This window comes from Shewanella sp. SW32, from assembly GCF_025653365.1.
Taxonomy (GTDB): Bacteria; Pseudomonadota; Gammaproteobacteria; order Enterobacterales; family Shewanellaceae; genus Shewanella; species Shewanella oncorhynchi.
This window is the reverse complement of sequence record NZ_JAKKSJ010000064.1, coordinates 1-18864: the sequence shown is the minus strand read 5'-3', so window position 1 is coordinate 18864 and position 18864 is coordinate 1. Positions and strand designations below refer to the sequence as shown.

Genomic DNA, 18864 nt, shown 5'->3' with positions numbered 1-18864 from the left:
TTGGTGTGCCACCATGGCGTTCTAGTTTTAACTGTCTCACCCATTTATCCATAGTGGACTTACCTACGTTCATCGCCTTTGCAGCTTCGATGATGCTATGGTTTTTATCGAGGACTAATTGGGCTGCTTCAAGTTTGAATTCAGCACTAAATGTTTTTCTGGTTGTCGATCTCATGTGTTCACCTAAAGTCATCTACGAGGTAATAATATCACCTCTATTTAGGTGGCCAAAATTAGTGTGCCACTACAGACACTGTGAAAACCTATGTATTACGCTTACGCCGTGCTAAGCACATGGAAACTTTGGTGTCGCTGAAACCAAACTATGACATAGCAGCATATACAGAAACAATTACTTAGCTAAATGATGTAACCATACGTCGACATAAAATGTACCCATAGTCTGACAAATAGGAGCAGCCGCAAAATAACTTAAGTGAAAAATGTAACTTTACTACAAATGACTATTAAGCCTTTGCAAACTGACAATTGCTCTAAATAGTATTGGTTGTATTGCTAATCTAGCCACCAGTGAATCAAAATGGGTATTGAAAAATTGCTTAGCTGAGTATCCAGCATTCGTTACTAGCGACCTATCTTCTTAAATCCTTCCCTAGATCTTGCGCAAATTTTTTAGCGGCCTTTAATGACTCTCTATCTGTGAATTGTTCAGCTGTAACTGTGGGGGGAGCAATAAGTTTGATACTAAAATGGCAGCGATCGCATAGTTACGCTGCCATTTCTAAATCGAAATTGCCCCAAAGCTTTTCAGGAGTAGCAAAGGACCTGATACCAACTGTGCACAGGTTGACCAAATTTTTGTAATGTATAAAGTTCCCACTATTACTGAATCACATCATTTTTCTAGTGCCATGAAATTAGATCGATTCCAAATATTTTTACGAATAACGCAAACAACCAAAAGCAAATTACGGTTATCGTGGCACTCACTAGTAACGATGGCCAGAAACCCAAACGTTGTAACAGTGATGGAAATATCAGGAACATAGGTAATGTAGGTATGACATACCAGAACGTGTACCAAGCATGGTTCGCTATTTTTTCCATTGGCTGTTTTTCAACATATAACCAAACCATGGCTAAAATGGTGACCAGCGGCAATGCCACGATCAGCGCTCCAAGTTTATCACTACGCTTTGCAAGCTCAGAAGCTGCAACAACGACTGCAGCGGTGATCATATACTTTGTTAGTAGCCAGCCCATTCCACCCTCACTATGAGTTATTAAAAACCGATTGCCTATCGGTTTTTGTTCTGCCACTATAGCGGTCATTATGGCAAGAGAAAAGTGTTATGCAGTTAGGTGAATTAGAAAAGCAGGTTTTGCAACATCTTTGGACTGAGTCTGAAGCGGATGCTAAGCAAGTACATGCGGTGCTTGGGTTGTCTCGAGAGAGTTCACTCAATACCATTCAGAGCACCTTAGATCGCTTGTTTAAAAAAGGATTACTGAGTCGAACTAAGCAGGGTCATGCCTACTTTTATCGAGCAAAAGTCGACAGAGAAGCCTTGATCGCCAAACTTATTACCAATGTTACTAGTGACTTTATCGAAGAGGGTGAGCACAGTCTGATCGCGGCCTTTAGTTCAGTATCCGCTAATCTGAATGATGCTCAGCTAGATATCTTGGAACATTTAATTGAAGAACAACGTCAACTTCGGAAAGGATAATTAGGCTTATGTTTGTTGGCGATTTAGCGATTACACTGAATTTACTGAGTGTTGCAGTGCTGGCATTTGCTATCAGTGTTGTGTTCATCTCGATCGCTCTACGATTCACTCTGCCTAGATTAGATTATCTCACTTTCAGGTTACGTAAAGTTATCCTATGGTCGTTAGTCACAGCGCCTTGGTGGATAGCCATTAATTGTGTTGTCTTTTTCTGGCCGAAGCAGCAAGATTTGTTTTCTGCAGCTTGGTTAAATGAATTTGTTCACTGGCACCATATTGATATTTTTAGCTTCGACAGTTGGCACGCAGTTACCTTGCTTTCGGCCTCGGGATTTTTGATTTGGTCGATGATAAAGACTGTTTATTCTCGCAAAAAACAATCATCAACAATGGCGTCTCTGCTTGGATTATCAGATGTTTACCCCCAAGAAGCCAACTCTCAGCATCGTTATTATTTATTACCTTTGGCAATACCTGCAGCTTTTACCACAGGGCTTATTTCTCCCAAAATCTATCTGACTACGGCACTACAAGAACGGGTTAATGAGCAGGAATTAGATATTATTATCCGGCATGAAATGGCGCATGTCGCTGCCAGAGATCCTCTGTTTAAAGTGATCTTCGCGACTTTTGCAGGCTTTTTTCCGCTCGGGATGAAACAACATTTGGTCAAGCAATTTACCTTGCTTACTGAACTGATGGCAGATCATGCAGTGACAAATGAACACGACCATCTTGACGTTGCTCAGGCTCTGGTTAACGTTGCCAGAATGCAACGAAGCGTAACGCTAGGTTGTGATGGGTTGCAAACGAGCTATTTCGGCAATGATCAAACCAGCGTGCGAGTGCAGCGCCTAATTTATCCTGTTTGTACATCTTCTCGATTGGCAATCGGTTTAGCTATTGTGTTGTTAGTCATAGCACCAGTATTAACCGCCTCCACGGTGGATAGCCTCCACCATATTATCGAAACTTTTTTCACCCATTAAGTAAGGATTGGGAATGAAAGCTATTCTTTGTAAACGCACAGCCAAAAAACCGATAGGTAATCGGTTTTTTGCTGCATTGATAGGAATGAGTATTATCCTGTCGGTATCCGCAGCGACAGATGAAAGCCCGCAAAAAATCAGTTTATCTGATGCGGTTACCATGACTCTCACTCATCATCCTGATTTACAAGCTTTTGTATCGCAGCAGCGAGTCTGGGAGGGGCGTATTCAGCAAGCGAGTGTCGGTGAACGCCCAGAAATTGGGCTGATGATTGAGGATGCGTTAGGCACAGGGGAACACAGTGCATTGAAAAGTATGCAATCTACGCTCACCTTCTCATGGTTGCTGCAACAGGATTTAATTGATAGTCGTGTTAACACGGCAAAAACAGAAACCACTAAACTGGCCATAGAGAAGCAAATCAAGGCGCTCGATTTGTCTTCTCAGGTGGCTAAGCACTTTATCGATATACTGGTTAAACAGGAGCGCCTTAAGCTCAATGTGATGGCAAAGGCTCAGGCTGAGAACGTTGTTGGTACGATTGCCAAGCGGGTGCAAGCAGGTAAAAGTTCGGCGGTTGAAATGCAGTTGGCAAAGGCTGAATTTATCCGCCGAGGACTGGCGGTCGAAGATATCGAACACGAGCTGAAAGCGAGCCAGTATCAACTAGCCTCTCTTTGGGGTAAGCCCAAAGCAGCATATTATTTCAACGGTGATCTGCTGGACATGCCAACTGTGCCGTCGGTTGACAGTCAGCTTACCCTGCTAAAGCAGAATCCGCGTTTTCAACAGTTTGCCAGTGCTCAGCGTATTGCTCAGTCACAAATGGAACTGGCACGAATTGAAGCCAAACCCCAGTGGCAATTTACCGCTGGGGTCCGTCGTTATGAGGCAAGCGATGACTTTGGTTTAGTGGCAGGCGTCTCTATCCCTTGGGGCGCAAGTGACCGTAATGCAGGGACAATCGCAGCCCTCCACGCTCAGCAGGATGTGTTGGCCAACGAACAAAGCGCATTAATGCAAGCTCAAGATGCTCAACTCTATGTACTACTACAGGAAATGGCACACTCTGCGCATGTGATAGATACAGTGCGCAACAGCATAGTGCCCACCCTCGAAAAAGCCCTGTCAGAGGCAAGTAATGCTTTTGATAAAGGTCAACTCAGTTATAACCAATTTAATGATGTGTATCGGGAATTACTCAGTGCTCAATATCAGTTGCTGGATGCCTTTGAAAGCTTGCATTTACAACACATCGAAATTCAACGCCTGACGGGTACGTCCATTTCTCAGTGAGATTACTTATGAAAAATAACCACATCCTTTCGTCACTGAGTTTGGCGATACTGCTCAGTATGGGTATGAACGCCGTCATCCCAACACCTGTATTGGCTTCCTCAGCCCCAGTTGCTGAGCAGGCCGAGCCAGAAAAAGGTCCGCATCGTGGACGTATGCTGCGTGAGGGGAATTTTGCTTTAGAGCTGTCCATTTTTGAAACGGGTGTCCCTCCAGAGTTTCGAGTGTGGTTGACCTATGAAGGGAAACCACTAGATCCCAAAACTGTTGATTTGAGCGTTAAATTGACTCGCTTAGGCAATGTCGTGGATGACATTCGCTTTAACGCGCAAGGGGATTTCCTCCGTGGTGATATGGAGATCTATGAACCCCATTCGTTTGTGGTCACGATTGAGGCTAAATACCAAGGTAAAACGTACCTTTGGCAGTATGACAACTTTGAAGGTCGCACCACGATAGAGCAAGCCGTCGCCACCGCGATGGATATTCAAACCGATATTGCAGGTCCAGCCACTTTGCACCAAACAATCCCTGCCTATGGCACATTGGCGCTACCGGTAGAGTCGCAGCGTGCCATCGCCGCTCGCTTTGAAGGAGAAATTACGCAGTTGTATGTTGGACTGGGTGACAGGGTAAAAAAAGGCCAACCCTTGTTAACCATAGAAAGTAACGAAAGTTTGAAGCCATATCAAATCAAAGCGCCATCCGATGGCTTAGTCACGCAGCAGTTCGCTAACAGTGGCGAGCAAACCCTTGGCCGTTCGTTGCTGACGCTCACCGATAACAGTCATTATATCGCTAAACTGGCGGTATACCCCATTGATTATCAAAAGGTTAGCATCGGTGCTGCCGTCACTTTGCAGATAGAGGGCTCGGATGAGACTTATCAAGGTACTGTTTCATTTATCGAGCCCCAAGTGCGTGATGATCAAGCCCGTATCGTGTGGGTAAAACTTGCTAATGAAAAGGGAGCGTTTACCTCCGGCAGTTTTGTTCACGCCAAGATTGAAGTGGCCACCATTGAGGTGCCTTTGGCAATTAAACGAATTGGATTGCAAGGGTTTCGTGATTTCACCGTAGTGTTTGCCAAAGTCGGTGAGCAATATGAAGTGCGTATGCTGGAGCTAGGCCGTCAAGGCGGTGAATGGGTTGAGGTACTGGGCGGTTTGAAACCTGGCACTGAATACGTCACCGAAAATAGCTATATCTTAAAAGCCGACATTGAAAAGTCTGGCGCATCCCACGATCACTAGGAGTGTAAGTCATGTTGGAATCGATTTTACGCTTTTCGATAAAGCGAAAATTCCTAGTGCTGGTGATGGTATTAGCTTTAGCCGGATTAGGCATATGGAACTTCACTAAATTGCCGATTGATGCGGTGCCGGACATCACCAATGTGCAGGTGATGATCAACACCGAAGCCCCAGGTTATACCCCGCTTGAGATTGAGCAACGGGTCACCTTTCCCTTGGAAACCGCTTTGGCAGGTTTACCTGGGCTAACTTACACACGTTCCGTTTCTCGCTATGGCTTGTCTCAAGTGGTTGCCATATTCAGTGACGACACGGATGTGTATTTTGCCCGCCAGCTCGTGAACGAACGATTATCCGCAGCCCGTGCTGAATTGCCTGTAGGACTTGAGCCGCAGCTTGGGCCTATTGCGACAGGCTTAGGTGAAATCTTTATGTTTACGGTGGATGCATTGCCTGATGCCACCCACGCCGATGGTTCGCCGATCACCCCAATGGATTTACGCACTGTGCACGATTGGACGATTAGACCGCAGTTGATGCGAGTGCCCGGCGTTGTTGAAGTGAATCCTATTGGTGGTTTTGAACGTGAAATTTTAGTGGCTTTCAAACCAGAAAAACTTTTGGCCTTTGGCTTAACCCAAGCGGATGTTGTCGATGCCATTGCTAAAAATAATCAAAATCAAGGTGCGGGTTTTATTGAGCAAAACGGCGCGCAGTGGCTACTGAGAATGCCCGGTCAGGCAGAGGATATGGCCACGATTGGCAATATCCCGCTGAAATCGGCCAATGGATCAGCCTTGACCATCAAAGATGTGGCAGAGATTGAAAATGGCCAAGGTCTACGAAACGGTGCCGCCACGCAGAATGGCCGTGAAGTGGTTATGAGTACCGTGTTTATGTTAATTGGTGAAAATAGCCGCACCGTAGCCCATGCCGTGGGCGAAAAGCTCACAGAAATCAATGCGACTTTACCAGAAGGGATTGTGGCCACTGCCGTATATGACCGCACCACCTTGGTAGATAAAACGTTACAGACAGTACAAACCAATCTACTTGAAGGCGCAATTCTGGTGATCGTGGTGTTGTTTGTCTTGCTAGGAAACTTTCGGGCGGCATTTTTAACCGCATTAGTCATCCCTTTTGCCATGTTGATGACCATTACGGGCATGGTGCAGACTCGTGTTAGTGCTAACTTGATGAGCTTAGGGGCTCTGGACTTTGGTTTATTAGTGGATGGCGCGATCATCATTGTTGAAAATTGCCTGAGGCGTTTAAGTCAGGCGGGGGATGATCCCTTACCATTAAAAGAACGTTTAGAACTCGTCTTTGAGGCCACTCGCGAGGTTATTCGCCCGGCACTGTTTGGTGTCTTTATCATAACGGCGGTCTATTTGCCGATTTTTGCGCTGGAAGGCGTGGAAGGCAAAATGTTCCATCCAATGGCCATTACAGTGGTGATTGCACTGTTAAGTGCAATGCTGCTTTCCGTCACCTTTGTTCCTGCAATGGTTGCACTGCTGTTTAAAAAACCGGTGAAAGAGAAACACAGTCCACTTATTCGTGGCGCAGTGTTCTTATATCGCCCGGCCTTAAGTTGGGTTATTAAAGGGCGCTGGATGGTTGTCATCGCTGCCACGCTGTTAGTGGCAATCTTTGGTTATCAGGCGACGAAATTAGGCAGTGAATTCGCACCTAATCTAGATGAAGGGGATATTGCTATGCACGCCCTTCGAATTCCGGGAACCTCGCTGAGTCAGGCAATCGCCCTGCAGGAAACACTGGAAGATAAAATTAAACAAATGCCAGAAGTTGAGCGGGTGTTTGCCAAAATCGGTACGGCTGATGTCGCTACCGATGCGGTTCCTCCCAGCGTGGCGGATAACTTCATTATCTTAAAACCACGTGAGCAGTGGCCCAATCCTAACAAATCTAAAGCACAAATCGTCGAAGAACTTGCTGCTCTAGTCGCCCCCATTCCGGGTAATCGTTATGAATTCTTGCAACCCATTCAGATGCGTTTCAATGAACTGCTGGCAGGGGTAAGGGCAGAACTTGCCATCAAAGTGTTTGGTGATGATTTTGATACGCTCACAGCACTGGGTGCAGAAATTGAGTCCGCTATCGCTCAAGTCGAAGGCGTTGCAGATATTCAGGTTGAGCAGAGCACGGGGCTAACGATGCTGAACATCATTCCTAATCGTCAAAAGCTGATGCAGCATGGTATCAGTATCATGGAGGTGCAATCTCAGGTTGCAACCGCGATGGGAGGGACTGTGGCGGGTAAATTCTACCAAGGGGATGTGCGTTCAGATATCGTGGTGCGTCTTGATGAGTCGCGTAGGCAGAACATCGATGCGCTCAGTTATCTACCAATTACGTTGCCTGGCGGTCAAAGCATTCCACTTCAAGAATTAGCCTCCTTAGAGCTGGTTTCTGGTGCTAACCAAATAAACCGTGAAAACGGTAAACGCCGAATGGTCGTTACTGCTAACGTACGTGGACGAGATTTAGGCAGCTTTGTCGCCGATATTCAGACTGTTATTGGTGAAAAAGTAGCAATTCCCGCAGGTTATTGGCTGGAGTACGGTGGCACCTATCAGAAACTGCAATCGGCTTCAAAACGCCTCAGTATTGTGGTGCCTGTTACCTTGTTGATGATTATCGGGTTGCTGATGTTGGCGCTTAACTCCTTTAAAGACGCAATGATTATCTTTACTGGTGTGCCTCTGGCGTTAACTGGTGGGATTGCGGCGCTGTTGCTGCGCGATATTCCGTTCTCAATTTCGGCCGCGGTTGGCTTTATTGCATTATCGGGCATTGCGATTTTAAACGGTCTGGTAATGGTGTCCTTTATCCGCCAATTGCGTAAAGAAGGGATGGGACTCGATAGCGCCATTTTTGAAGGGGCACTTACAAGGCTGCGTCCGGTCATAACCACCGCATTAGTCGCCTCGCTTGGCTTTATTCCGATGGCCCTCAATACCGGTATTGGTTCTGAAGTGCAACGGCCACTGGCTACCGTAGTGATTGGCGGCATTATCTCCTCTACGCTATTAACGCTATTTCTTATCCCCGCGCTATATCGAATTTTACACAAAGAAAAGGAGTCTATTTTGACTGAAGTAGAAGCAATGGAGTTAGTTGATGCCAAATAAGCTATTAAAAATCAGCCTATTCCTCTTAATTGGACTGTTAGGTTTTATCAGTGTCGATGTATTGGCCCATGGGGTCGATGACAATACCCGAGCCTTTTTAGAACAAAACCAAGGGGTGCAATTTATTCCGTTTTTGTATATCGGGGCTAAGCATATGATCACCGGATACGACCACTTACTATTTTTAGTGGGGGTGATCTTCTTTTTGTACCGCAGCAAAGATGTGTTGTTGTATGTCACCATGTTTACTATTGGTCACAGCACAACGTTGTTACTTGGCGTTATGACTGATGTTCAGGTCAATGCGTATTTGATCGATGCCATTATCGGCGTATCAGTGATCTACAAAGGTTTTGATAACTTAGGTGGATTTAAGCGCTGCTTTAATTGGCAACCCAATACCCAAATGGCGGTGTTGATCTTTGGTTTGTTCCATGGCTTTGGACTGGCAACCAAATTACAGGAATTTGAACTGTCACAGGAAGGCCTGTTTACCAATTTATTGGCATTTAACATCGGGGTGGAGATCGGGCAATTTGCTGCGTTGGCCTTTATTTTGATAGTGATTAACGCTTGGCGTCACTTTCCTTCATTTCAGCGATTTTCAACGCTCACAAACACGGCACTCATGAGTGCCGGGATCATGCTGATGGGCTATCAGCTTACTGGTTATTTTGTAAATTAACTAATAAAAAGAGAAGATTATGCAACACACTGTGAGTTCAACCACTTTAGTCAAAGCCAGTATTTCCGCAACTGTCATTGCGGCCGTTGCTCTGGTGACTTTTATCCTTCCTGCCGAGTACAACATTGACCCGACAGGCGTAGGCCAAAAATTGGGATTAACGACACTTGCACAAGCCGCTGAAGCCGAAGGTGTGGTTTCAACGCAGGGCTTAGGTGAGAAAAACAGCCAAGAATTTCAAACGATTGAAGTGGTTGTTCCCGCTGGTCGAGGCGTCGAATATAAGTTTGCTATGCCACAGTATGCCAAAATGACCTATGAATGGTTAACTGATGGCGACGCTTTGTATTTTGACCTCCATGGTGAACCAGAGGGAGATACTACAGGTTATTTTGAGAGTTACACCATAGCAACATCAAACGAAATGAAAGGGAGCTTTACGGCACCTTTCGCGGGTTCCCATGGTTGGTATTGGAAAAATAAATCGGATAAACCGATAGCCGTACAGCTACTGGTTAAAGGGCAGTATGACGTCATTGGCCTTAAATAATAATTGACATAATTTGGAGAATGCTATGAAAAAATTGATAACAGTTGTCGCCCTATGTGGCCTATTAATGAATGGTAGTGCTTTAGCCCATGCTGATCATGGTGTGATTAGTGGGCAAGGTGCAATAAAGGTTGCCGCTAAGTCACTCAATCAAATGACATTTAAAGACTTTGGTTTTGAGGTAGGTAAATTAGATGGCTCATGGAAAGAGGTACCTGAATCACAATTATCCATTGTGACCTTTGAAGGTAATTTTTATGTAATAAGCGCTGTTAACCCCACCACTAAAAAACAGGTCTTTCTGAAAATCGCCAGTAACGGTGAATTATTGGAAGTTAAAGATACAAACAAGTTCTAATATCCCGATATGATGCTGTCTAGTACGCATTAGACAGTGCCATAGATATCCCTCTTGAATATATATTTTCACTTATTGTTAGATCGAGCATTGCCATACTTTTGGTAATTCGAATCTGTGGAATTAGAGTTAAAATTCTAACGCGGAAATGTCCCAAAACGAGTTTGGTGAGGAGCAGTGGTTAGCCCACTTTGGAAGAACATCCAGTGGGCTAGATAGGTGTTACTTGATTGGTACTACTTGGCTTCTTTTTATCTTAGCGATTTCCTCTCGAAGCTCTGCATTCTCATATTCAAGGTCATCAATACGAGCCATTGCTTGAACAAGCTTATCGTTTAGGTGATGTTGTGCAGCCGCAAACAGAGCTAATTTTTCTCGCTCCGTTTCATACTTGGTCTTGAAATTATCCTTGATGCGCTTTTGTTCTTTGAGTTTGATGCGCACAGTTTGGATCTCTGGTTGGACTATTTCACCTTTTCCTGCCGCAAATTCAATTTTGGTCCGTTTAACCTTTTCGACAAAATCAGGGTAGTAATAACCGCTACCATTACCTAAATTCGCTTCTTCCTCGACAGCTCTTACACTAAGTTTACGGTGAGCGGGAATACGTTTAGGCATCCCCTGTTTAATGCGTTCTAGAGCCGCTTCTAATGCCAATAGTGTGTTTTCGCTCTTGTTCATAAGTTAGCTACCTTCAAATCAGGTTCAAAAGGAACAAAGGGCATATCAAAGTCAGCCATGACCTTCTCAGCGGCTCTTACTTGAGTGACATAGTGGCTATGTTCACTTACCGAAATTTCTTCTCCAGATTCCATATAAGCAACTAGACTACGGTGCTTTTTCTGCCACCACTTAGCCTGTTGCTCGTCAATGATGCTACTGGAAGAGCCGCAATCTATGCAGAACTGTGGTGCCACAACACCGTTCATATCGCAGTTGTAGCCATTTTTACAATAGCTGTGCAATGAGCCGTGCAGTGTTAGCTTGCCCTCCTTAACCGCCCTATAGATAACCTCCCAAGAGCTATAGATACTCGGTATTTCGCCGCGCATTTTCATGATTGCTTTACCGTGAGTTCCCGCGAGCTTTTCGTCCGAATGCCACTGCTTAAAAATCTTGTTCGCCGTTGATTCTGCATTGATGTCATTGAGCAGGTTTTTTACCTTTTCGTCTACCATTAAGTCCCGATAGCTCGCCAGCTTTCCGCCATTGGTGTACCACTCAGTCATGGCTAAATACAGGTGTTTAAACTGCTGCTTCAGTGCGACTAAGGTGCCAAAACGATTCTTAATACAATAAAACGCCAGTGTGCGCCTGAACTGGTGTGAGGTTAAAGGCCAAGGCTGGCCAACAGTCACCGATGCTTTTATTTTGTCCAATGAACGCGGGTTTGACTCAAGGCATTCCTGATAATCATCCTCGCTGACCACCATGTCTAATTGCTTGCAAAAGCGTTGCAAGCGGGCATTCCAGTTAGTTATCAACACTGGTGGCTTTGAGCGAGCGGTGTGATTTATCCAGAGTGACCCCGTGTACTTGGGATCAGGATAAACGGCTTCGGAGCGCCAGCGCTCGGTGAGAGTGGAGATCAGTTCAATAGCGTTTTTGGAAGATGCGGCGGTGACCCAGGTTTCGCGTTTTTCGCCCAGTTTAAAGGTGTGCGATTGCAGCATGTGGTAGTCACGTCCTTCAAAGGTGTCCTTGTAATAACTGTCAGAAGTGAGCTTGTCTAGCTCGGAGTCTCGCATGCCACTGAATCCTCCACACACGATATAGCTACTGGTAATCAGTTGCCCAAGGTAACGTTTGAAATCAGCTCCGTTGTTTAACATAACATTCGGCAGTTTTTCGGCTAATGGTGCAATGATGTCGAGAACGGAGTGGGGCTGATTCTCTTGCAGTGCCGATCCATATTTGTGGTAATCAATACCGCCATCAGTTTTCAAAAATGTGTACATGGCTCCTTGGGTAACCTTTTCATCGAGGGTACATTTACCTTCAAGGTAATTATCTTGTAGAGCATTTTCGGTTTGGGCAATTAACGTCCTAAATGGAAGGGCTTCTTCGATAAAATCAATCGCTTTACCGTAAATCGCATCACATAAGCGTTCAGGGATCACCAGCGTTTGTTGCTGTTGTCGGTCACAGAGTTTTTTTGCCTCAACTGATACCTTAAACGGTGCAGTAAAGCCTAGCGCTAATTGATGCCATGATGCGAATTCGATAGCTTTGTTGATAGCAATAAAACACAGTTCGATGGAGCTCTGTGAGTATTCCTTATCGACAAGATACGCGGTAAACGCCTGCCAGTGGCTCGGTGCTGATAGTGCTGCAAGAGAGGTGAGATTGTTAAAAGCAAGGAAACGGTAGGCGATTTTTAGATTTGCTACACGGGTACGAACGCTAGGGAAACTGGCCGCTTTTCGTTGTTTCGGACTTTTATTAAACAGCCAACCAAAGGTGAGCAGTTTTAGCTCCCGCTGTAGCGTTGACGCCTGTTCAAACTCTGAGAATCGGATGTTGTTGTTTGCTTTTTTTCGTGAGAACGGAAAGCAATCCCAATCGCAATCGCTAAAGGTGGCCGTGACCGCACCCGCTGTGTCTTTACAAATGATGACGGCATCCAGCTCGTCAAAACGTTGCTCTTGATACAGCCTAGCCACATCAGTATCGTGGATTTTGTGCTGTGCTGGAAAGTTGGCTTCATACAGATGGTCGGTTTGCATTATTTCATCTCCATATCGGCGCGAGGGATGAGGTTGAGGATGGAATCAGCTTCGCCCCAAGCAGGATGCAGACCATCGTCATCCAGGCGTGTCTCGGCTTGTTTGAATACCTTGGCATGGAGGTTAGGTAGTATTTTCTGGTCGATGAATGAAATAATCGCTTCGAAGTTGTTGCGGTAATGACTCGCATCAAGATGCAGATACAGCGATTCTTCGATACATGCTTTGAACGAGAGCAGGCACCAGATATCTGCCACCGACTGAACAATCACCTGATCGGGGCAACCAAAGCAAGCTAACAAATCGGCGCAGGCTAATCGCTCCCCCTCTTTGGCTAATCCGTGACGTCGAGCTTGTTTGGTATATTTCTCTGACTTTTCACCGAACGGATTGCTACAGCTTGACCCGCTTGATGTTCGGCTGAGGTTAGGCAGTTTGATGCTGTTTTCTTGTTCAATAACCAGAACATCAATTGCCAGGTTCTGCCTCGCTTGTGGGGTGGTCACCCTGCTTTTGACCTGCTCTTCTCTTATCGCCATTACATCTTGTAGCATGCCATTATTGGTTATTCTATTACCTTCACTGTAATGCTTCTTGCGGGTGTTGGGCGTGTTGTTCAGCATGATGTCGTTCGCCATGTCGCCCTGATGGAACGCGGTTAACTGGGCTCCGGTTTCGCGAAAGCGGCTTATCACCGGACGCAATCGACGACTCGTTTGATCAGTAAATGAAAAGTGTTTTTCCATCCAGTCAGCAAAGGCACGGAGTGTAGAAGGATTGATTGGCTGTACCTTATTGGTAACGATCGTTTGCAGCAGGGTGGCATGATCACCCGTATCAATCAGCATAGATGCTTCACGTAACTTATCGAAAAAGTCCAAGGCGTATTTGGGTATATCCAACTCATGACCACATATTTCCACCTGAATCGTTTTAAATGCGCGGCGTTTAAAGGCAGGCATGGTGTACCATGCCTCGCCCAGTGTCGTTGAGGCATTGTCAGGGTGGCTGAGTTGCAACAAGTTTCCGGTATTGCTATGGGTGTAATAGGCTAGCAGGAACGTCCCTGCGCACATCATCTTGCTTACACCGCCACACAAGTGGTATTGCTCACCCTGCCAGTGAAAGGTCATGGTGTGCACGTTCTTGTAGGCATCAAAATGTTTTTCTGGGAATGCAATAAATTGCTTGTGCGTCTGCTTAAAGACTTGTCGGAAAAACGGAAGCAGTTGATTTAAATCGCTACGGGTGTAAGCTTCGTAGGGCTTTGTATCGCTGTAACCTCTGACCACCACGTTATCAAAGTAATGAAACGACAAGTCAAGGTATTTGATAAACAGGATACTCATTTGTCCGCGTATCTGCGCATAGGTCGAGCTTTTCATCAAACCCAACATTACTCGGTCATTATGGTGAGACATATAGCCTTCAACAGAGCATTTGGTGAATGCGTTGACACTCTGCTTATCGCACCACCTGAGATATAAGGATGTGATAGAAAAGATCTTGTACAGGGAGTGATGGCTGCCGCCTTCTTCAATAGTTTTATCAAAACTCTGTTTTAACTGAAGAATAACGCTCTCTCGGTCAGCATCTTCAAATTGTCCGCCTTGTTGCAATAACTGCGTAGAGGGAAAGTGCTTGACCAGAAAACGGTTAAAGTCCGCTTTTTGAATGCCATATATGTCTAATTGAATACACAACTCTGGCTGCCAACCGCTGAGATATTCCACTTTACTCATTTTCACGTCCATGTTCGTCATGTAATGCGCTGTGCATAATGTTATCGAGGATGCCAAACTTGACCTTGAAAGCCTTTTTCCGTCTTAGAAAGCGCAAATACTTCCAGGTGGTCGATTCATTTTTATGTCCCATCCACGCCATCAACAGTTCCATACACTCAAGATCAAGGAGTCCGGCTTCGAGTAAGTCGCTGAGGCGATAAGTGCCATAGGTTGAGCGAAAATCGTGGAAACGGTGGATGAAGGTAGGGTGTGACTTTTTAATTACGCTGCGTAACTCTGACCACCTTGCTTCGATTGATTTTGCGGTTACCGGATTACCTTGTTCACTGACAAACAGAGGTTCGTGGCGCTCACAGCGCTCCAGCGCATCAACAGCTTCCTGCTTTAGCCCTAATGCCAATTCAAATAAATTATCCAGTTTATTATTGAGCTTTTTCACACGCTGTAAGCGCCGCTCGGAGGTGCGGTAATAATCTAACTGAGTTAATAGTTCGGCTGATATTTCAATGGTTCTTCGCTTGGCATATTTGGTTTGAACACCATTCAATTGCGGTGAAATTATCAGTTCATAGCGGTGCTCACTTTCAGCAAGTCGTATGGCAGTCTTTAATGCATCAAGGGTGAGTGTGGCGATTTCGTTGATCCGCATTCCGGTATCAATAGAAAGCAGCACTTGAAGGCGTAGTTCAATGGATGCTTGAGGCAGATACGAGGTCAATATGTCCAGCGAATCATTACTCAGGGGTGTGAGCGGCCTTATGTTCTTACTGCTACTATCCCTCGGCACTTTAATTCGTAGATCACTGGTCTGTATGCTAAATGTTGGTGAAATATGTGCCAGCATCCCTGTGCTTTGAATGGAGACAAACTCTACTTTGAATGGAGCCTCTTTCTCGTTTTTGATCTTCAAGTAATCATCATGCATTAACCATTTGTAGTAGTTAACAATCTGGTTCATTCGCACGCTTGCTGTGCTGTACGCTAAGTCCCCATTCTTGATTTGTTTAAGCAAATGCGAACGAAAGAGGTAGGTTGGCTTTAATCGTTTAACAGGCAGAAAGTGATCCCAACGGAGGTTGTTGTCTTCAAGGAATTGGTAGTACGCCATCAATGCTTGAGAGCATGGAGAAAGGTCTTTCGCGGCCTTGATGGCTTTCTGGTAAAAGAGGTAGCTATTCGCTTCGTGGTTGAATGAACCATCTTGATTAAACAACGTCGGTAGTGAGCCAATATTTCCCGCTACAGGGCTACATTGATAGCTGCTATCAATGACCGATGACTCAGTCTGCTTGTACACGTCGCTCGATTGTATGAGATACATAAATCCCCCAGAAAACCACTGACCATACACAGTACAGTCAGTGAATAATTGTTTTCCAGATTTATTTATGTGTGTAAGATGCTTTTCCTACATCAACCCGTCATAGTATCAGACTTTATTCCTCTCCCACATCTGGTTTAGGTAATACTTCAAACTCACGACGTCGCTCTGGAAATTCAACTAGAGAACCGTCTAAATCCTCAAATGAATATGCTTCTGAAACTGCTAAATATTTTTGGCCAATTTGCATAATCTTCAACCTTTATTGATCGTTCTTACAAGAGCTTATATTGAAGGACTTTAACATTTGGGAGCACGATTGAGTCACTGAAGAACTCACTGTTGAAATGGCGTAGAAAGTAATTAATCGTCACGCGGTGTTTACCGCCAGCCAAGTAATACTTTCCATCCAGTTTTGCGAGCCAAACTCCGGCATCTTTGGGCCAATTGTCATCACAAAAATACTTCTGTGATTCCTCGAGACGCTTTAAGTAATTCGACATTCTTGAGTTACTATGGCCATCTAATAATTCTCCCCAAGTAATAGCTGAAACCATCGTAAAATCATGGCCTACTATTAGCGAGTATGGGACCGTTTCGCGGGTAACCTCACAATTGAGCTTTTCAATTTTCCACCCCATTTCAATTTCAATGTCGAATAGGTTCCGCAATACAAAGTCACTCAGCGGAGCGGGTTGAATAGCATTTAACTCTCTCAGATTTGTCTTCAATTCAATTTATTCCTTGCATGTGTCACCGGCGTTCATCGTCTATTAGGAATGAACAAACGCTTCCGCGGCTTTAATCTCTGTAAATACCTGACAATTATTATCGCTTTTCATGATGCGACGAGTGATTGGTTCATCGTAGGGTTTCATATCCCAGTATTTAGGGGTTCCGCCCGCAGCTCCGCGGCAATCCATGCTCTTGCTTGTCCTCCCCGTTGCTTGCATGATGGTCTAAGTTAAATTATTTTAGCATCGGTTATGTTGGGACTTATCATTTGGTGCTAATGTCTTGCTCAGAAATACATCTGGGAAACCTTTTACTCAGGACGAAACAATGTTACGTGAGATGTTCAACTTCAATAGTGCTAGTGACACTGTGAAAACCTATGTATTACGCTTACGCCGTGCCAAGCACATGGAAACTTTGGAAGTGATGGTTGAGCGCCTGGAGGCTGATGCGAAAAACGCCGTCGAACGTGCTGACATCGCCCATGCATACAGCATTAGGGAAATGGAAATATCTAATAGTATTTATTAACCTTAAATAACGACTTTGTAGTGGCATAGTGAATTTGGCCACCTAATAAGAAATGTTATGATCCTCTCATAACCCATTTAGGTGACAACATGAATAAAAGTAAACGTGCTCGATATAGCGCAGCCATTAAGCTCGAAACCGCTCAATTAGTCGTTGATCAAGGTTACACACAAGAAGCGGCGGCAAAAGCCATGAACGTGGGGAAATCGACGGTCAGTAAGTGGGTAACACAGCTTCAGATTGAGCGCCAAGGGCTTGCACCTAAAGCCTCCCCCATGACACCTGAGCAGATTGAAATCAGGGCGCTAAAACGCGAAATTGAACGAATTAATCTCGAGAAAGAAATCCTAAAAAAGGCTACCGCTCTATTGATGTCGGACTCGCTGAACAATTCTCGATAATCGAGAAACTCAATCAGAGCAATAAATATCCTATTTCAGTGTTATGCCACGTATTCAACGTGAACCGGAGTAGCTACCGTTATTGGGCAAGCTGTGAGCTTGTGGTGACACCTGAGCAGCGGCGTTTAGAATGTGAAATCAAAGCAATACATGCTGAAAGCAAGCAATCTGCAGGGACGAGAAGTATCGCAACAATCGCCTCTGAACGTGGCTTTACGTTAAGTCGTTATCGGGCGACTCGGTTAATGAAAAAGCTCGGATTAGTGAGTTGCCAACAACCTAGACACCGCTATAAAAAGGCTGAAAATGAGCATGTGACAATCCCTAATGCACTTAAACGGCAATTTGCAGTTGTCGAACCTAACACCGTTTGGTGCGGCGATGTGACGTATATTTGGGCGGGTAATCGTTGGTGCTATTTAGCGGTTGTGCTGGATTTATTTTCGAGAAAGGCCATTGGTTGGGCGATGTCATTTTCACCGGATACTGAGTTAACGGTAAAAGCGTTAGAAATGGCATTTGAATCACGAGGGAAGCCTAAAAACCTGATATTCCACTCCGATCAAGGCTGCCATTATACCAGCCTGAAATACCGTCAACGGCTGTGGAAATATCAAATCACCCAGAGCATGAGCCGTCGCGGTAACTGCTGGGATAATGCGCCAATGGAGCGATTTTTCAGGAGTTTAAAAACGGAATGGCTCCCGACCCAAGGCTACAAGAGTTTTAGCGAAGCTAAACAAGATGTGACTGATTACATCATTGGTTATTACTGTGAAGTCAGGCCACATCATTACAATGCAGGATTGAGCCCAAATGAATCAGAGCGAAGATTTTGGGAAGATTCTAAAGCTGTGGCCAAATTTAGTTGACCACTACACTGAGTAATAAAGTATCATACTGGTTGTCTTGAGCATCCACAGATTGATTGGCCCCATTCAAACACGTTTCTGGACAGAAATCATTCAGAGCAGAGGTCTGGATTGTGTACTTCCCAAAACACCCCCCATTCTAAATCAACCTAAACCGTTCACTTCCCATTCTATCGCTGCCGAAGACGTTTGCACTTCCAAGATGAATTTGACACGACCATTGTCCAGTAAACAGATAGCCAAATAAGTAGCGTATTTTATAATCGATACATTTTCTTTTGATGTGTATTAAAAATTAGATACAGTAATCTTTATAATGTATGCAAAATTAGATACTATTGTCGTTGTAGTGTATTTAATTAGAGATACAAAATTATGAAAAAATCCGGTGTCTATGCCGTTGCACTCAAGCAAGTCAAAGCAAAAATCAGCGCTTTACTCGGTTTATCTGTGCCTAAACCGCCGAAAAATGGTTGGGTGCGCAGTATCCGTGAGGCCTTGGGGATGTCGGGCGCGCAATTAGGTGAACGTCTTAATCTCTCTCGTAATCAAGTC

19 protein-coding genes and 1 pseudogene are annotated in these 18864 nt (G+C 44.9%); 11 read left to right on the top strand and 9 right to left on the bottom strand.

Annotation, left to right across the window (positions count from 1 at the left end):
* Positions 1-175 (bottom strand): transposase (locus tag L5M28_RS23000; protein WP_263203831.1); only part of this gene is annotated, 175 nt, incomplete at its 3' end.
* A gap of 689 nt (positions 176-864) precedes the next feature.
* Positions 865-1224, bottom strand: coding sequence for a DUF3147 family protein (locus L5M28_RS22995; protein WP_011787741.1), 360 nt, complete (start codon positions 1222-1224; stop codon positions 865-867).
* Between the two features lie 89 nt (positions 1225-1313).
* On the opposite strand from L5M28_RS22995, the gene L5M28_RS22990 reads away from it, so the two are divergent.
* From L5M28_RS22990 to L5M28_RS22955, 8 genes are all read left to right on the top strand, one after another.
* Positions 1314-1691 carry a BlaI/MecI/CopY family transcriptional regulator gene (locus tag L5M28_RS22990; protein WP_014609901.1) on the top strand — a complete coding sequence of 126 codons (378 nt, stop codon included), beginning with the start codon at positions 1314-1316 and terminating at the stop codon, positions 1689-1691.
* A 230-nt stretch (positions 1692-1921) separates the two neighbouring features.
* Positions 1922-2680, top strand: coding sequence for a M56 family metallopeptidase (locus L5M28_RS22985; RefSeq protein WP_263177138.1), 759 nt, complete (start codon positions 1922-1924; stop codon positions 2678-2680).
* Between the two features lie 13 nt (positions 2681-2693).
* Positions 2694-3977 carry a TolC family protein gene (locus tag L5M28_RS22980; protein ID WP_254155561.1) on the top strand — a complete coding sequence of 428 codons (1284 nt, stop codon included), beginning with the start codon at positions 2694-2696 and terminating at the stop codon, positions 3975-3977.
* Between the two features lie 8 nt (positions 3978-3985).
* Positions 3986-5230 carry an efflux RND transporter periplasmic adaptor subunit gene (locus tag L5M28_RS22975; RefSeq protein ID WP_254155560.1) on the top strand — a complete coding sequence of 415 codons (1245 nt, stop codon included), beginning with the start codon at positions 3986-3988 and terminating at the stop codon, positions 5228-5230.
* An 11-nt stretch (positions 5231-5241) separates the two neighbouring features.
* A complete protein-coding gene (locus L5M28_RS22970; protein ID WP_254155559.1) occupies positions 5242-8385 on the top strand; it encodes an efflux RND transporter permease subunit in 3144 nt (1047 codons plus the stop codon).
* Entirely contained in the window at positions 8375-9070 is a 696-nt protein-coding gene (locus L5M28_RS22965; protein WP_011787747.1) for a HupE/UreJ family protein, read from the top strand. Before L5M28_RS22970 ends, L5M28_RS22965 begins: the two co-directional genes overlap by 11 nt.
* Positions 9071-9089: 19 nt before the next feature.
* Positions 9090-9620: a hypothetical protein gene (locus L5M28_RS22960; RefSeq protein WP_011787748.1), complete on the top strand. Its 531-nt coding sequence runs from the start codon at positions 9090-9092 to the stop codon at positions 9618-9620.
* Positions 9621-9645: 25 nt separating this feature from the next.
* Positions 9646-9978: a DUF6488 family protein gene (locus tag L5M28_RS22955; protein ID WP_011787749.1), complete on the top strand. Its 333-nt coding sequence runs from the start codon at positions 9646-9648 to the stop codon at positions 9976-9978.
* A 222-nt stretch (positions 9979-10200) separates the two neighbouring features.
* On the opposite strand, the gene L5M28_RS22950 is transcribed toward L5M28_RS22955, so the two are convergent.
* From L5M28_RS22950 to L5M28_RS22920, 7 genes are all read right to left on the bottom strand, one after another.
* On the bottom strand, positions 10201-10659 hold the full coding sequence (locus tag L5M28_RS22950; RefSeq protein WP_126491700.1) for a hypothetical protein: 459 nt from the start codon (positions 10657-10659) through the stop codon (positions 10201-10203).
* Positions 10656-12704 (bottom strand): hypothetical protein, encoded by a 2049-nt coding sequence (locus L5M28_RS22945; RefSeq protein WP_069453493.1) that lies wholly within the window; start codon positions 12702-12704, stop codon positions 10656-10658. Before L5M28_RS22945 ends, L5M28_RS22950 begins: the two co-directional genes overlap by 4 nt.
* Positions 12704-14446, bottom strand: coding sequence for a hypothetical protein (locus L5M28_RS22940; protein WP_069453494.1), 1743 nt, complete (start codon positions 14444-14446; stop codon positions 12704-12706). Before L5M28_RS22940 ends, L5M28_RS22945 begins: the two co-directional genes overlap by 1 nt.
* Entirely contained in the window at positions 14439-15746 is a 1308-nt protein-coding gene (locus L5M28_RS22935; RefSeq protein WP_232015312.1) for a tyrosine-type recombinase/integrase, read from the bottom strand. The genes L5M28_RS22940 and L5M28_RS22935 overlap by 8 nt, the downstream gene beginning before the upstream one ends.
* 139 nt (positions 15747-15885) lie before the next feature.
* Entirely contained in the window at positions 15886-16020 is a 135-nt protein-coding gene (locus L5M28_RS22930) for a hypothetical protein (RefSeq protein WP_263204480.1), read from the bottom strand.
* Between the two features lie 25 nt (positions 16021-16045).
* Complete coding sequence (locus tag L5M28_RS22925) at positions 16046-16501, bottom strand: hypothetical protein (protein WP_263185370.1); 456 nt, start codon at positions 16499-16501, stop codon at positions 16046-16048.
* Positions 16502-16543: 42 nt separating this feature from the next.
* Complete coding sequence (locus tag L5M28_RS22920; RefSeq protein ID WP_263204479.1) at positions 16544-16693, bottom strand: hypothetical protein; 150 nt, start codon at positions 16691-16693, stop codon at positions 16544-16546.
* Positions 16694-16832: 139 nt separating this feature from the next.
* Between L5M28_RS22920 and L5M28_RS22915 the strand changes: the two genes are divergently transcribed.
* The 3 genes and pseudogenes from L5M28_RS22915 to L5M28_RS22905 form a co-directional block, all read left to right on the top strand.
* Positions 16833-17036 (top strand): hypothetical protein, encoded by a 204-nt coding sequence (locus L5M28_RS22915; RefSeq protein WP_263185371.1) that lies wholly within the window; start codon positions 16833-16835, stop codon positions 17034-17036.
* A gap of 89 nt (positions 17037-17125) precedes the next feature.
* Positions 17126-18309 (top strand): IS3 family transposase gene (locus tag L5M28_RS22910; protein WP_263204477.1). Its coding sequence is split into 2 segments (ribosomal slippage): positions 17126-17384 and positions 17384-18309, totalling 1185 coding nucleotides; the frame shifts between segments, so codons are not numbered across the junction.
* 375 nt (positions 18310-18684) lie between these two features.
* Positions 18685-18864: pseudogene (locus L5M28_RS22905) on the top strand (transcriptional regulator); the annotation flags it as partial.

Excerpts from the sequence above, each read along its gene's own strand:
- L5M28_RS22995 (WP_011787741.1), bottom strand. The coding sequence starts at position 1,224 with ATGGGCTGGCTACTAACAAAGTATATGATCACCGCTGCAGTCGTTGTT.
- L5M28_RS22990 (WP_014609901.1), top strand. The coding sequence starts at position 1,314 with ATGCAGTTAGGTGAATTAGAAAAGCAGGTTTTGCAACATCTTTGGACT.
- L5M28_RS22980 (WP_254155561.1), top strand. The coding sequence starts at position 2,694 with ATGAAAGCTATTCTTTGTAAACGCACAGCCAAAAAACCGATAGGTAAT.
- L5M28_RS22975 (WP_254155560.1), top strand. The coding sequence starts at position 3,986 with ATGAAAAATAACCACATCCTTTCGTCACTGAGTTTGGCGATACTGCTC.
- L5M28_RS22970 (WP_254155559.1), top strand. The coding sequence starts at position 5,242 with ATGTTGGAATCGATTTTACGCTTTTCGATAAAGCGAAAATTCCTAGTG.
- L5M28_RS22965 (WP_011787747.1), top strand. The coding sequence starts at position 8,375 with ATGCCAAATAAGCTATTAAAAATCAGCCTATTCCTCTTAATTGGACTG.
- L5M28_RS22960 (WP_011787748.1), top strand. The coding sequence starts at position 9,090 with ATGCAACACACTGTGAGTTCAACCACTTTAGTCAAAGCCAGTATTTCC.
- L5M28_RS22955 (WP_011787749.1), top strand. The coding sequence starts at position 9,646 with ATGAAAAAATTGATAACAGTTGTCGCCCTATGTGGCCTATTAATGAAT.
- L5M28_RS22950 (WP_126491700.1), bottom strand. The coding sequence starts at position 10,659 with ATGAACAAGAGCGAAAACACACTATTGGCATTAGAAGCGGCTCTAGAA.
- L5M28_RS22945 (WP_069453493.1), bottom strand. The coding sequence starts at position 12,704 with ATGCAAACCGACCATCTGTATGAAGCCAACTTTCCAGCACAGCACAAA.
- L5M28_RS22940 (WP_069453494.1), bottom strand. The coding sequence starts at position 14,446 with ATGAGTAAAGTGGAATATCTCAGCGGTTGGCAGCCAGAGTTGTGTATT.
- L5M28_RS22930 (WP_263204480.1), bottom strand. The coding sequence starts at position 16,020 with ATGCAAATTGGCCAAAAATATTTAGCAGTTTCAGAAGCATATTCATTT.
- L5M28_RS22920 (WP_263204479.1), bottom strand. The coding sequence starts at position 16,693 with ATGGATTGCCGCGGAGCTGCGGGCGGAACCCCTAAATACTGGGATATG.
- L5M28_RS22915 (WP_263185371.1), top strand. The coding sequence starts at position 16,833 with ATGTTACGTGAGATGTTCAACTTCAATAGTGCTAGTGACACTGTGAAA.